Origin of the sequence: uncultured Kocuria sp., from assembly GCF_947500125.1 — a bacterium.
GTDB lineage: Bacteria > Actinomycetota > Actinomycetes > Actinomycetales > Micrococcaceae > Kocuria.
In genome coordinates this window covers 18038-31937 of sequence record NZ_CANMRA010000010.1, presented here as the reverse complement: position 1 = coordinate 31937, position 13900 = coordinate 18038, and the positions used below count along the sequence as shown (strand labels likewise).

The 13900-nt window shown below is 72.8% G+C and carries 12 protein-coding genes; 2 read left to right on the top strand and 10 right to left on the bottom strand.

What is annotated here, in order from left to right; translation table 11 throughout:
* Window positions 1-100 precede the first annotated feature (100 nt).
* Window positions 101-1525: a DUF349 domain-containing protein gene (locus Q0817_RS08560; protein ID WP_298585997.1), complete on the top strand. Its 1425-nt coding sequence runs from the start codon at window positions 101-103 to the stop codon at window positions 1523-1525.
* 91 nt (window positions 1526-1616) lie between these two features.
* The gene (locus Q0817_RS08555; protein ID WP_298585747.1) at window positions 1617-2213 is read left to right on the top strand and encodes a type IV toxin-antitoxin system AbiEi family antitoxin; all 597 of its coding nucleotides are present in this window, start codon (window positions 1617-1619) and stop codon (window positions 2211-2213) included.
* Between the two features lie 147 nt (window positions 2214-2360).
* On the opposite strand, the gene Q0817_RS08550 is transcribed toward Q0817_RS08555, so the two are convergent.
* From Q0817_RS08550 to Q0817_RS08505, 10 genes are all read right to left on the bottom strand, one after another.
* Complete coding sequence (locus Q0817_RS08550; protein WP_298585995.1) at window positions 2361-4685, bottom strand: bifunctional (p)ppGpp synthetase/guanosine-3',5'-bis(diphosphate) 3'-pyrophosphohydrolase; 2325 nt, start codon at window positions 4683-4685, stop codon at window positions 2361-2363.
* Between the two features lie 213 nt (window positions 4686-4898).
* Entirely contained in the window at window positions 4899-5918 is a 1020-nt protein-coding gene (gene secF / locus Q0817_RS08545; protein WP_298585745.1) for a protein translocase subunit SecF, read from the bottom strand.
* On the bottom strand, window positions 5918-7759 hold the full coding sequence (gene secD / locus Q0817_RS08540) for a protein translocase subunit SecD (protein ID WP_298585743.1): 1842 nt from the start codon (window positions 7757-7759) through the stop codon (window positions 5918-5920). The genes secF and secD overlap by 1 nt, the downstream gene beginning before the upstream one ends.
* Window positions 7760-7849: 90 nt before the next feature.
* Window positions 7850-8308 carry a preprotein translocase subunit YajC gene (gene yajC, locus Q0817_RS08535; RefSeq protein WP_298585741.1) on the bottom strand — a complete coding sequence of 153 codons (459 nt, stop codon included), beginning with the start codon at window positions 8306-8308 and terminating at the stop codon, window positions 7850-7852.
* 106 nt (window positions 8309-8414) lie between these two features.
* Complete coding sequence (gene ruvB, locus Q0817_RS08530; RefSeq protein ID WP_298585740.1) at window positions 8415-9539, bottom strand: Holliday junction branch migration DNA helicase RuvB; 1125 nt, start codon at window positions 9537-9539, stop codon at window positions 8415-8417.
* A 5-nt stretch (window positions 9540-9544) separates the two neighbouring features.
* Window positions 9545-10189 carry a Holliday junction branch migration protein RuvA gene (ruvA, locus tag Q0817_RS08525; RefSeq protein ID WP_298585739.1) on the bottom strand — a complete coding sequence of 215 codons (645 nt, stop codon included), beginning with the start codon at window positions 10187-10189 and terminating at the stop codon, window positions 9545-9547.
* A gap of 91 nt (window positions 10190-10280) precedes the next feature.
* Window positions 10281-10907 carry a crossover junction endodeoxyribonuclease RuvC gene (ruvC, locus tag Q0817_RS08520; RefSeq protein ID WP_298585993.1) on the bottom strand — a complete coding sequence of 209 codons (627 nt, stop codon included), beginning with the start codon at window positions 10905-10907 and terminating at the stop codon, window positions 10281-10283.
* Complete coding sequence (locus tag Q0817_RS08515) at window positions 10904-11665, bottom strand: YebC/PmpR family DNA-binding transcriptional regulator (protein WP_298585738.1); 762 nt, start codon at window positions 11663-11665, stop codon at window positions 10904-10906. The genes ruvC and Q0817_RS08515 overlap by 4 nt, the downstream gene beginning before the upstream one ends.
* A 143-nt stretch (window positions 11666-11808) precedes the next feature.
* Complete coding sequence (locus tag Q0817_RS08510; protein ID WP_298585737.1) at window positions 11809-12531, bottom strand: type 1 glutamine amidotransferase; 723 nt, start codon at window positions 12529-12531, stop codon at window positions 11809-11811.
* Window positions 12532-12542: 11 nt separating this feature from the next.
* Window positions 12543-13850 (bottom strand): Mur ligase family protein, encoded by a 1308-nt coding sequence (locus tag Q0817_RS08505; RefSeq protein ID WP_298585736.1) that lies wholly within the window; start codon window positions 13848-13850, stop codon window positions 12543-12545.
* Between the last annotated feature and the right edge of the window lie 50 nt (window positions 13851-13900).

Here is a 13900-nt window from a genome sequence, read left to right as displayed (position 1 = left end):
CGGGGCCGCCGCCGGCGAGAGCGAAAGAGTTTCAGCGGTGACAGAACGTCTCGAATCCGACGACCAGCCCACGCCCCGCCCCGTCCCCTCCCCGGGATCCGTGCCGAAGCCGGGGGTCCCCAAGCCGGGTGCCCCGGCGGCACCGGCGGCGCCGGCGCAGGCCTCCCCCGGCCCGGCCCCCACCCCCGCGGCGGTCCCGCCGCCCACGACCCCGGGGAACCCTGCAGCGGCGTCCCCGGCACCGTCGGCACCGGCCCTCGCCTCCCCGGAGTCCGTGGCACGCGCCCGGGCCTTTGGCCGGGTCACCGAGGACGGTCACGTCTACGTGGTCGTCGACGGCGAGGAGGTCCTCTGCGGGCAGTTCCCGGACGCGACCGAGGACGAGGCACTGGGCTACTTCGCCCGGAAGTTCGACGACGTCGAGGCGCAGGTCGCCCTGCTCGAGCAGCGGGTGGCCGCGGCCGCGCCCTCGGCGGACATGCTGAGCACGGTGGAGCACCTCGCCGAGCAGGTCGGCCAGCGCAAGATGCTCGGGGACGTCAAGGCCCTCGAGTCCCGCCTGGAGGCTCTGCGCCCGGCGATCCGGGAGCTCGAGGCCGCCGAGCGGGCCGCCCACGAGGCCCAGCGCGCCCAGAACGTCGCCGCGCGGGAGGCGATCGTCGCGGAGGCGGAGCAGATCGCCGCCCAGGACCCCCAGCGCACGCAGTGGAAGCAGTCCTCGGCCCGGATGGCCGAGCTCTTCGACCAGTGGAAGACCCACCAGAAGTCCGGCATCCGCCTCGGCCGGGCCGCGGAGGACGCCCTGTGGAAGCGGTTCCGCACCGCGCGCACCACCTTCGATCGGCACCGCCGGGCGTTCTTCTCGCAGCTGGACGCCGACAACGCCGAGGCCAAGAAGGCCAAGGAGGCGCTCATCGCCGAGGCGGAGGCCCTGTCCGGCTCCACGGACTGGGGTGCCACGGCCGCGGAGTACCGCCGGCTGATGGACCGGTGGAAGGAGTCCAAGCGCGCGTCCAAGAAGGACGACGACGCCCTGTGGGCGCGGTTCCGCGCCGCCCAGGACACCTTCTTCGCGGCGCGCAAGGCCGACAACGACCGGATCGACGAGGAGTTCGAGGGCAACCTCGCCGTGAAGGAGCAGCTGCTCGCCGAGGCGAAGGCGCTGCTGCCGATCACGGACCTCAAGGCCGCCAAGCGGACGCTGGGCGACATCCTGGACCGGTGGGAGCAGGCGGGGAAGGTCCCGCGCGCCCACATGCGCCGGGTGGAGGCCGAGCTGCGCACCGTGGAGGACGCCGTGCGCCAGGCCGAGGACGAGAAGTGGCAGCGCTCCAACCCGGAGACGAAGGCCCGGTCGAACTCGATGCTCACGCAGCTCGAGTCGAAGATCGAGGACCAGGAGGCGGCGCTGGCCCGGGCACAGGCCACCGGGGACACCAAGCGCGCGGGCAAGCTGGAGGGCGAGCTCGCCACCAGCCGCCAGTGGCTCGAGACCCTGCGCCGTTCCGCGGCGGACCTGCGCTGACCGCTGGCGCACCAGGAGGCCCCGCGGCCGCGCTGTCCACAGCGCGCCGCGGGGCCTTTCCCGTGCCGGGGCCGTGGACGAGAGTGGGCCCATGGACGCCCCGCCCTGGCACCCCGACACCCTGTACCTGCCCGCGCGGCCCTTCTCGCGCGCGGAGCTCTCGGCCCTCGTCACGGACGGGGTGCTCGTGCCCGTGGTGCTGGAGGCCCACGTGCTGCGCGGCCGCCCGGTGACCCGGGCGGTGAAGGTCGCGGCGCTGGAGGCGCAGCTGCCCCCGCACCTGCTGCGGCGCGGGGTGCTCGGGCGGCTGTCCGCCGCCTGGTTCTACGACTGCGCGGGGCGCCCCAGCATCCTGCCGGTGCTGCTGGACAAGCTGCGCCGCACCACGATGTCCCCGGTGCCCGAGGGCCTGGCGCTGCACCAGGTCACGCTGGGCGGCTACGACGTCCACGACGCCGGACCCGTGCACGTCACCACGCCGCTGCGCACCGCCGTGGACCTGGCCCTGCACGTGCCGGGGCAAGAGGGACTCGCCGCCCTGGAGAAGCTCATGCACGCCCCGCACCTGCACTGCCCGCCCCCGCTGGTGCAGGCCGCGCTCGAGAGCTTCGAGCGGATGCCCGGCCGGCAGGCGGCGCTGCTGCGGGTCCGTCGCGCCGCCCGGGCCGTCGGCCGCCCGCTCCGCTGACGTGAGCGGGCGGACCGCTCCGGCGCGGCACCGGCGCGGCCACCGGTGAGCCCAGCGGGAGGAAGACACAGCGGTGGGGCGGCCCTGCGTTCGGACCGCACGGCCGCCGGGGACCTCAGCGGACCGACGGCTGACCGCCCGGCCGGCTCACCGCCCGGACGGCTCCGAGATGGGCCGGTTGCCGGAGGTGCGGTAGACGTCGTAGACGCCGTCGATGCGGCGGACCTGGTTGAGCACGTGGTCCAGGTAGCGCGGGTCGCCCATCTCGAACGCGAAGCGGGAGATCGCCAGCCGCGACTTCGAGGTGTGCACCGAGGCGGAGAGGATGTTGACGTGGTTCTCCGAGAGCACCCGGGTGACGTCCGAGAGCAGGGACTTGCGGTCGAGGGCCTCCACCTGGATCTCGACCAGGAACACGCTGGACTGGGTGGGTGCCCACTCGACCTCGACCACCCGCTCGGTGGACGGCAGGGCGAGCATGTTGGCGCAGTCCTTGCGGTGCACGGAGATGCCGGTGCCGCGGGTCACGAAGCCCATGATCTCGTCCGGCGGCACCGGGGTGCAGCAGCGGGCGAGCTTGACGTAGACGTCCGAGGCCCCCTGGACCGTCACCCCGGAGTCGGACACGCGCGGGCGCACCGGCTGGGTGGCGATGGTGGTCTCCGCGAAGTCCTCCTCCGCGCCGTCCGCCCCGCCGAGGTCGCCCACGATCTTCTCGACCACGTCGTGGGCGCTGACCACGTCGGAGCCGATCGCCTCGTAGAGGGAGCTGATGTCGGTGCGGTGGAAGTCCTGCGCCACCGCGAGCAGGGACTCCTGGGTCAGCGTGCGCTGCAGCGGCAGGTGGTGCTTGCGCAGGGCGCGGGTGAGCGCGTCCTTGCCCTTCTCGATCGCCTCCTCGCGGCGCTCCTTGGAGAACCACTGCCGGATCTTGTTGCGGGCCCGCGGGGACTGCACGAACTTCAGCCAGTCCTGCGAGGGCCCGGCGTGCTCGGACTTGGAGGTCAGCACCTCCACCCAGTCCCCGTGCTGCAGCTCCGAGGACAGCGGCACGAGCTTGCCGTTCACCCGGGCCCCGATGGTCTTGTGCCCCACCTCGGTGTGCACGGCGTAGGCGAAGTCCACGGGCGTGGAGCCGGCGGGCAGGGCCATGACCTCGCCCTTGGGGGTGAACACGTACACCTCGGACGTGTTGATCTGGTAGCGCAGGGAGTCGAGGAACTCGGAGGAGTCCTGGGTCTCCTCCTGCCAGGACACCAGCGAGCTCAGCCAGGCGAGGTCGCCCTCCATGGCCTTCGGGGTCGCGGAGTTGGCCTGGTTGGCCTGGTCCTTGTACTTCCAGTGCGCGGCCACGCCGTACTCGGCCCGGCGGTGCATCTCGTGGGTGCGGATCTGGATCTCCACGGGGCGCCCGTCCGGACCGATGACCGTGGTGTGCAGGGACTGGTACATGTTGAACTTCGGCATGGCGATGTAGTCCTTGAACCGCCCCGGCAGCGGCCGCCACCGCGCGTGCAGGGCGCCCAGCGCCGCGTAGCACTCGCGCACCGTGTTCACCAGGACCCGCACCGCCTGCAGGTCCTGGATCTCGTCGAAGTCCTTCCCGCGCACGATCATCTTCTGGTAGATCGAGTAGTAGTGCTTGGGCCGGCCGGTGATGGTCGCCTCGATGCCCGCCTCGGAGAGGTCCAGGGCGATCCGCTCCCGGATCTTGGCCAGGGACCGCTCGCGCTGGGGCTGGCGCTCCCCCACCATCCGCACGATCTCCTCGTAGACCTTGGGGTAGAGCGCCGCGAAGGCGAGGTCCTCGAGCTCCCACTTGATGGTGTTCATGCCGAGGCGGTGGGCCAGCGGGGCGAAGATCTCGAGGGTCTCGCGGGCCTTCTTCGAGGAGGAGCTCTGGGAGACGAAGCGCCAGGTGCGGGCGTTGTGCAGACGGTCGGCGAGCTTGATGACGAGCACGCGGATGTCCTTGGCCATCGCCACGATCATCTTGCGCACGGTCTCGGCCTGCGCGGCGTCCCCGTACTGGACCTTGTCCAGCTTCGTCACGCCGTCCACGAGGGCGGCGACCTCCTCGCCGAACTCGGCGCGCAGCTGGTCGAGGGTGTAGTCCGTGTCCTCCACGGTGTCGTGGAGCAGGGCCGCGACCAGGGTGGCGCCGGTCATGCCGAGCTCGGCGAGGATCGTGGTCACGGCCACGGGGTGGGTGATGTAGGGGTCGCCGCTCTTGCGCTTCTGGCCCTCGTGGCACTTCTCCGCGACCTTGAAGGCGCGCTGCAGCACCTCGAGGTCCTCCTCGGGGTGGGTGGCGCGCACGGTGTGCAGCAGCGGCTCGAGGATCGGCGAGTGGTCCATGGGCCGCCCGGACAGGTAGGACAGGCTCGACCGGGTGCGGTCGCTGCGTCCCGGGAACACGGCCCGGCCCAGGAGCGGCCGGGACGCGGGCACCACGTAGTGCGTGCCGGCCATGTCGGACCGGCGCGGCGGGGTCGGTGCAGCACCCTGGTCCGTGGGGACGGCTCCGTCGTCGGACGAGCTCATGACCGAGACTTCCTTCCCATCGATGCACGCGGGGCGGCGGCCGTGTGGCCGCCGCCCCGGTCGCCGAGTCCGGATCGGGCTCGGCGTGTGCTGCTGTGCGGCGGGCCGCTCCTGCACGACCCGCCCTACGGTGGCTACAGTCTAGTGCGCCGCGGCCTCCTCGGCGGCACGCTCGACGGGCGCCCCCGCGCGGGCCTCCTGCTCCTGGATCGCGGGCTCGCCGCGGCGCAGGAGGGCGTAGAGGGGCGCGGCCACGAACAGGGTGGCCGCGGTGCCCACGATGATGCCGACGAACAGGGACAGCGACAGGTCCTTGAGCGTGCCCGCGCCCAGGACGAGCCAGCCGATGAACAGGATCGAGCCGACCGGGAGGATGCCGACCACGGAGGTGTTGATCGAGCGCACCAGCGTCTGGTTGACGGCGAGGTTCACCTGGTCGGAGAACCTCCGGCCGGCCCGCTCCGGCGGTGCCGTGCCGTCGAGCAGGCCCTCGGTGTTCTCCCGGACCTTGTCGAAGACCACCACGGAGTCGTAGAGCGAGTAGCTGAGCACCGTGAGGAAGCCGATCACCGCGGACGGGGTGACCTCGAAGCCCACGAGCGAGTAGATCCCGGCGGTGATCGCCACCGAGGCGAGCATGCCGGCGACCGCCGAGACCGACATCTTCCAGGTCCGGAAGTACAGGGCCATCAGGACGGTGGCCAGGACCACGAAGACCACGAGGCCCTGCAGGGCCTGGCTGGTGACGCCGGCGCCCCAGGTGGGACCCACGAAGTTGGAGGTGACCTCGTCCTCGCTCACGCCGTAGGCCTCGACCAGGGCGTCCTTGACGGCGAGCGTCTGGTCGTCGTCGAGCTGCTCGGTGCGCACCCGGACGGTCTCCGGGGCGATGTTGGTGACCTCCACGCCGGCGGCGTCCGAGGACCCGGCGACGGCCTCCCGGCCGGTCTCGATGTCCGGATCGGCCACGGAGGACACGGTGAACTCGGATCCGCCGGTGAAGTCGATGCCGAGGTTGAAGCCGCCCTTGGCCACGGGCACGAGCAGGGAGAGCAGCACGAGGACGCCCACGACCGCGAGCCACTGCTTGGCCCGGCCCACGAAGGGGTAGGAGGTCCGCCCGCTGTGCAGGGCGTTGCCGAAATCTGCGAACCGGGACATCAGGCGTTCTCCTCGGGGGTGCGGGCGGCGGACGACGACGCGCCGACCGGCGCGTCCTCCGGTGCCGCCGCGGACGGGGGGTCCTGCGGCGCGGTCTGCCCCGCGCGCCGGCGCCGCTCGGCGATGGTCAGGCCGTCGTGCTCCGCCTGCGGCTCGCGCAGCCGTCCGGCGCCCCGGTACAGGGGCACCGCGTCGAGGGCCTCGGGGCTGAGTCCCGAGTGCTTGCCGCCGCCGCCGAAGTAGCGGGTGCGGGCGAGCATGACCATCACCGGGTGCGTGAAGAGGAAGACGACGAGCAGGTCGGCGATCGCGGTCAGGCCGAGGGTGAAGGCGAAGCCGCGCACGTTGCCCACCGCCACGAAGTACAGGACCGCCGCGGCCAGCAGGTTCACGGCCTTGGACGCGAGCACGGTCTGGCGGGCGCGCTGCCAGCCGTGGTCGACCGCCGCGGGGATGGAGCGGCCGCTGCGGATCTCGTCGCGGATGCGCTCGAAGTAGACGATGAACGAGTCGGCGGTCTGGCCGATCGCCACGATCAGGCCCGCCACGCCGGCCAGGGACAGGCGGTAGTTCGCGGACCAGCCCAGCAGGGTGATCGCCAGCCAGGTCAGCACGCCCGCGACCACGAGCGAGCTGATGGTCACGAGCCCCAGCAGCCGGTATTGGAAGAGCGAGTACACGCACACGAGCACCAGGCCGATGATCCCGGCGATGATGCCCATCCGGAGCTGGTCGGCGCCCAGGGTCGCGGAGATCTGCTGCTCGGACTGGATGTCGAAGCTCATCGGGAGCGCGCCGTACTTGAGCTGCTCGGCGAGGAACTTCGCCTGCTCCTCGGTGAACTGGCCCGTGATCTGAGCCTGGCCATCGGAGATCACCGCGTTCATCGACGGGGCGGAGACCACCTGGCCGTCGAGCAGGATGGCGAACTGGCTGCGGGGGTCGCCGGGCGTGGCGGTGCCGATCCCGTAGAGCCGCTCGGAGAGCTGCCGGAAGGTGTCGGTGGCCTCCGGGCCGAACTGGAGGTTCACGGCGAACTGGTTCAGGGACACGCCCTGGGAGTTCTGGGCGGTGCCGTAGGAGGCGTCCTCGATCCCGGTGCCCTGGATCTCGACCGGGCCCAGGAGGTACTTGGTGCCGGTCTCGGGCTCGCACGCGACGACGGGCGCGTCGGCGTCCTGGGCCTCCCGCTCCTCGGGGGACTGCGGGGCGGTGCAGTCGGCCGCCTCGAACTCCCGGAACAGCTCCGGGGTGATCCAGTTGGGGTCGGAGGCGTCGGTGGGCTCGGCGGTGGGCTCGGGCACCTCGTCGTCGGCGACGCGCTGGTCCTCGGGCACCGGCTCCGCCGCGGCGGTGGTGAGCACGGGTCGGAAGTTCATCTGCGCCGAGGTCTGGATGAGCTCACGGGTCTGGGCGGAGGGCACACCGGGCATGGAGACCACGATGTTGTTGCCGGACTGGGTGGCGATCTCCGCCTCCGCCACGCCCGAGCCGTCGACGCGCTGGCGGATGATCTCCACGGCCTGGTCCAGCTGCTCGGGGGTGACCTCCTGCCCGGCGTCCTCCCCCTGCAGGGACGGGGAGAGGATCATCTGCGTGCCGCCCTCGAGGTCGAGGGCCAGCTTGGGCCCCCAGCCGGTGCGGTCGGTGCCCGTCCCCCAGGCCAGCAGCCCGCCCAGCAGGGCCAGGAGCACGAGCAGCCCGAGCAGGGACCGCCGGGCGGTCGAGAGGGCGGCCCGCACCCCCGAGCGTGCCGGCGCTGTCGAGCCGCCCCGCCCGGACGTGCCGTCCGGTGCGGCGGGTCCCGGCTCACCGGGGGTCTTGCGTGTGGTCAGTGCCATGGTCTTCCTTACGAACGACGGCCCGGTGGTGCCGGGCCTGTGCATGGGAACGGGCCGACCAGTGGTCGGCCCGTCGTCCCGTGTGGGGGGTCAGTCGTTGCGCTGCCCGGGATCGCGCCGGACGTCGTCGTCGAGGGGATCGACCTGGGTCGACCCCGCGCCGGGGGCGTCGGGCTCGATCACCGACGGCTCCGCCTCGGTCTCGGGCGCGGCGGCGGGCACCGTCTCGTCCTCGACGACCGTGGTGACGGTCTGCAGGTGCACGGTCACCGCGGTGCCGGGGGCGATCTCGAGGACGACCTTGTTGGCGTCCCGGTCGATCGAGCGCACCGTGCCGTAGAGGCCGTAGTTCGTCATGACCTCCGTGCCGGGGCCCATGGCCGCCTGCTTCTCCTTGACCTGGGCCATGGCCTTCTTCTGCCGGCGCATGGGCAACCAGAGCAGGAGCACCATGGCCACGAGCATCAGGGGCAGCAGCCAGGCGGTGCTGCCTCCCGTGGACTGGGGGGCCTGGGCGGCGAGGGACTGGGCGACGAGGAGCGGGCTCACGGACTTCCGTTCGATCGGTGGTGGGTGTTCTCACCATGGTAGGTGATCCAGCCCGTCAGCGTCCTGGACGGCGCCCGGGAGGCAGCCCCCGGGTCTGCGGCCGCGCTCAGTCCTCGAACAGCGGCGGAACGTCCTCGGCCGCGGCCGGGGCCGCCGCGGTCCCCCCGAAGGCCGCCCGCAGCCCGGGATCCTTGAACGCGGCGTGCTCCGGCGGGCGCAGGCCCAGGTGGTCCCAGGCCGCCGCCATCGCGATCCGGCCCCGGGGCGTCCGGCCGAGCAGGCCCTCGCGGACCAGGTAGGGCTCGGCGACGGTCTCGACCGTCTCGGTCTCCTCGCCCACGGCGATCGCGAGGGTGGACAGGCCCACCGGCCCGCCGCCGAACTTCGTCACGAGCGCCTCGAGCACCGATCGGTCCAGACGGTCGAGGCCGCGGGTGTCGACCTCGTACATGTCCAGGGCGGCGGAGGACGTGCGGGAGTCGATCCGGTCGATGCCGTGCACCAGGGCCCAGTCCCGCACCCGGCGCAGCAGCCGGTTGGCGATGCGCGGGGTGCCCCGGGACCGGGAGGCGACCTCGGCGAAGCCCTCGGCGGTCATCGCGAGATCCATCAGCCCGGCGGAGCGGCGCAGCACGAGCTCGAGCTCCTCCACGGAGTAGAACTCGAGGTGGCCGGTGAAGCCGAAGCGGTCGCGCAGCGGGCCGGGCAGCAGACCTGCCCGGGTGGTGGCGCCCACGAGGGTGAAGGGCGGCAGGTCCAGCGGGATGGACGTGGCGCCGGCGCCCTTGCCGACCACGATGTCCACCCGGAAGTCCTCCATGGCCATGTAGAGCATCTCCTCGGCGGGCCGGGACATGCGGTGGATCTCGTCGAGGAAGAGCACCTCCCCCTCGGTCAGGGAGGAGAGGATCGCGGCGAGGTCCCCGGCGTGCTGGATGGCCGGACCGGAGGAGATCCGCAGGGGCGCGCCCATCTCCTCGGCGATGATCATGGCCAGGGTCGTCTTGCCGAGCCCGGGCGGACCCGAGAGCAGGACGTGGTCCGCGGAGCGGCCCCGCAGCCGGGAGGCCTCGAGGACCAGGGAGAGCTGCTGACGGACCCGCTTCTGCCCGACGAACTCGTCGAGGTTCGCAGGGCGCAGGGCCGACTCGAGCTGCTTCTCGTCGGGCTCGTCCTCCGCCGAGACCAGCCGGTCCCGGGAGTTCACGGCGGCGCCGTCCTCGTGGGCCATGACGCTCAGGCCCCTCGCTCCGCCGGGACCCGGGGCCCGGCCTTGGCCGCGCCGAGCCACCCGAGCACGGTGCGCAGGATCGCCGGGACGTCACCGGAGGCGGCGAGCTCCTCCCGGTCGGAGAGGGCGTCGGCGATGCCCCGTGCGGCGTCCTTCTCGTTCCAGCCCAGGCCCACGAGGGCCTCGAGCACCTGCTCCCGCCACGGCTCCATCGGGGCGGCGGCGGCCGGCTGGGCGGGACGATCCGGGACGATGAGCTTGTCGGCGAGCTCCAGCACGATCCGGCGGGCGCCCTTGGGCCCGATGCCGGGGACGGTGGTGAACGCCTTGGCGTCCCCCTGCGCGATGGCGCGGTGGACGGCGTCCGGGCCGAGCACGGAGAGCACCGCCAGCGCGGTGCGGGGGCCCACGCCGCTGACGCCGAGCATGATCTCGAAGACCTCGCGCTCGGCGGGGCTGCGGAAGCCGAACAGCAGCGGGGACTCGTCCTTGCGCGCCACGTACGCCGTGTCGAGCCGGACCTCTCCGCCGATCCGCAGGCCGGACAGGGTCTCCGGCGTCGCCTGGACCTGGACGCCGAACCCGCCCACCGCCACGACGGCGGTGCTGAGGCCGACGTGCTCGACCTGTCCCGTGATGGACGCGATCACCGCGCAACTCCTTCCCGTGCCCCGGCGGGGGCCGTGCACGGTCGATCGAACAGATCTACGAATGACGACCACTGTAGCAGTGGGCACCGACTCAGCCGCGCCGTCCCCGTTTGGCGCGGTGCTCCGCCTCGGCCCAGGCCCGCTGGGCGGGGGTCATGCCGCTGCGGGCGGCGGCCAGCGGGCGGGCGCCCTGGTGCGTCTCGGTCCGTGCCGTCGCGTCCACGCCCGTGCCGCCCCCGCGCCAGCCGTGGCAGATGGCGATGGCCAGGGCGTCGGCGGCGTCGGCGGGACGGGGCGCCTCGTCGAGCCGGAGGATGCGCACCACCATGCGGGCGACGGACGCCTTGTCGGCGCGTCCCTCCCCCGTCACCGCGGCCTTGACCTCGGACGGGGTGTGCCAGGCGACCGGCACGCTGTGGCGGGCGGCCGAGGCGATGACGGCGCCGGAGGCGTGGGCCGTGCCGATGACCGTGTTCACGTTGGTCTGGGCGAACACGCGCTCCAGGGCGAGGGCGTCGGGACGGTACCGCTCGATCCACCGCTCGGTGGCCTCCCAGATCCGCAGCACGCGCACGTCGAGCGGGTCGGCGGCGTCCGTGCCGGCCACGCCGACGTCCACGAAGGACGCGGTGCGGTTGCCGGCCATGTCGATCAGGCCGAACCCGCACCGCGTCAGTCCGGGGTCGACCCCGAGGATCCGCTGCGTGGCCGTGGTCAGTCCTCGGAGTCGAGCTCGGCCAGGACCCCGGCGGGGATGTCCGCGTTGGAGTAGACGTTCTGCACGTCGTCGAGCTCCTCGACGGCGTCGACGAGGCGCAGGAACTTCCGGGCGCCCTCGGCGTCCAGCTCCACGAGCATGCTCGGGCGGAACTGCGGGTCGTCGTTGTTGTACTCGAGCCCGGCCTCGTCGAGGGCCGTGCGGATCGCGGGGAGGTCCGTGGCCTCCGAGACGACCTCGAAGACGTCCTCCTGCTCCACGACCTCGTCGGCGCCGGCGTCCAGCACGGCCATCAGGACGTCGTCCTCGGTCAGCCCGTCGGTGCGGGTGACCTCCACGACGCCCTTGCGCTCGAAGAGGAACGCCACGGAGCCGGAGTCGGCCATGGTCCCGCCGTTGCGGGTCACGGCCACGCGCACCTCGGAGGCCGCGCGGTTCTTGTTGTCGGTGAGGCACTCGATGTACAGCGCCGTGCCCTGGGGGCCGCGGGCCTCGTAGAGGATCTCGGTGTAGTCGACGACCTCACCGGTCAGGCCCGCGCCGCGCTTGATGGCGCGGTCGATGTTCGCCACCGGCACCGAGTTCTTCTTCGCCTTGGACACGGCGAGGTCCAGCGCCGGGTTGCCGGCGGTGTCGGGCCCGCCCATGCGCGCCGCCACCTCGATGCCCTTGATGTACTTGGCGAAGGCCTTCGCGCGCTTGGCGTCGATCGCGGCCTTCTTGTGCTTGGTCGTGGCCCACTTGGAGTGTCCTGACATGCGTCCCTCCTCGGGAAGTCGTTCGCGGTCGGCCGGGACGCGTCGGTCGTCGTCCCGGCACGGCCCGCCCCGGCGGTGGCCGGGACGGGCCGGAGAAGTCCTGCCCCATTCTACCGGGTGCGCCGGCCCCCGGCCCGGGGGGTCTAGCGCGGCCGGGCCTGCGCGACCTCCCGGGCCCGCTCGGCCAGGGTGTCGTCCAGCGGTGCGGCGTCGAAGACCCCGAGCCGGCGTTCCACGGCGGCGCGGATGAGGTGGTCGGCCACGGCGGGGTTCTTGGGCAGCATCGAGCCGTGCAGGTAGGAGCCCACCACGTGGTGCACGCGCGCGCCCTCGGTGCCGTCCTCGCCGTTGTTCCCCGCCCCCTTGAGCACCTTCCCCAGCGGCGCCTGGCCGGGGCCCAGGCGGGTGACCCCGGAGTGGTTCTCGTAGCCGACGACGGTCCCGAACTCCGGGGACTCCAGCACGATGTTGCCGATCAGGCGCGTCGGCCCGCCCACGGTGGTGAGGTCGAGGATGCCGATGCCGGGCAGGGTCTCGCCGGCGCCGGTGCGGAACTCGTGGCCGAAGAGCTGGTAGAGGCCGCAGATCGCGAGCATGGGCAAGCCGTCGGCCGCCATGGCCCGCAGCTCGGGGGCGATCCGCTGCAGGTCCTCCTGGACGCGGAACTGCCCGGAGTCCTGGCCGCCGCCGCCCACCAGGAGGTCGGCGTCGGACGGAAAGGGGTCTCCGGGGTCGTGGTCGCTCAGCCGCACGGCGTAGCCGTACCTCTCGAGCCGGCGCTTGAGGGTGAGGGTGTTGCCCCAGTCCCCGTAGATGTTCATGTCCCGGGGATAGAGCTGGACGAGGTGGACGGTGCGGTCGGTCATGGGGGCTCCGCTCAGATCTCGGCGACCTCGGCCACGCGGGAGAGCTCCCGGCGCAGCTCGAGCATGGACGTGTAGGTGCAGAAGACGCGCATGGGCCGCTCCCCGGCCCCGGCGAGGAAGCGCCGGAGGGCGTCGCCGAGACCCGGGACCACCTCGCGCACGGCGACCTCGTCGTAGTCCAGGCGCAGGGCCATGTCCCACGCCCGGGTGCCGGCCACCACGTCCACACCGCCCGAGCGCAGGGAGTGGAAGTCGACGTCCCACAGCCAGGAGACGTCGCGGCCGTCGGCGTACTCGTCGTTGATGGCGATCATCGTGGCGTAGTCGCCCGGCCGCGCCGACGCCAGCGAGAGGCGGAACCCGGCGGGGTTCTTCACGAGCAGCAGCTGCAGCGGCCGGCCGTCCACGGTGATGGTCTCCCCGCGCCCGAAGGCGGGGGTGACCCGGGAGAGCTCGTCCACCAGCGCGGCCCGGTCGGCGTCGGGCCCGGCCACGGCGAGCGCCAGCGCCAGGGCGGCCGCCGCGTTGTACATGTTGTAGACGCCGTAGAGTGCCACGGTGGTCTCGACGGCCTCCCCGCCCACCGTGAGCCGGACCCGGTTCGCCTCGAAGGACGTCAGCTCCACGTCGGCGGCCGGCCGGGGCGCCGGCTCCTGCTCGTGGTCGGACTCGGCGTCGGGCCCGCCGGCCGAGCGCATGTCGTCGTCGGACGGGAACATGGGCCGCAGGGGCGCGGAGAGGCCGAACCAGCGGGTCTGCGTGCCCTCCGGGACGTGCTCCGCGAGGGACACGATCCGGGGGTCCTCCCGGTTGAGCACCACGGTGCCCGTGGTGGCCGCGGCGATCTGGGCCAGCATCCGGCGGGTGGTGTCGATCTCGCCGAAGCGGTCGAGCTGGTCGCGCATGACGTTGAGCAGCAGCGCGTGGCGGGGCTTGACCTGCTTCACGAAGTGCACGGCGTGGGCCTCGTCGAGCTCGAGCACGGCGATGTCCGCGTCGAGGCGGCCGGTGAGGCTCATCTCCCCGAGCAGGGCGGCGGCCACGCCGCGCACGAAGTTGGAGCCCGTGCGGTTGGTGAAGACCTTGTACCCCTGCGAGCGCAGCAGCTGGACGGCCATCTTGGTGGTGGTCGTCTTGCCGTTGGTGCCGCTGATGAGCACCACGCCGTGCGGGAGCTTCGCGAGCTCCTCGGCCACGAACCCGGGGTGCAGCCGCTCCATCACGAGGCCGGGGAAGGCGGAGCCTCCGCCGCGCAGTGTGGTCAGGTACCGGATGCCTTGGCCGAGCAGGCGCACGTGGGGTCTGGACATGCGCTCCATCCTATGGTCTGCGCCCCGGCCGCGGCGGGCACCCGCGTGCGCCCCGGGGC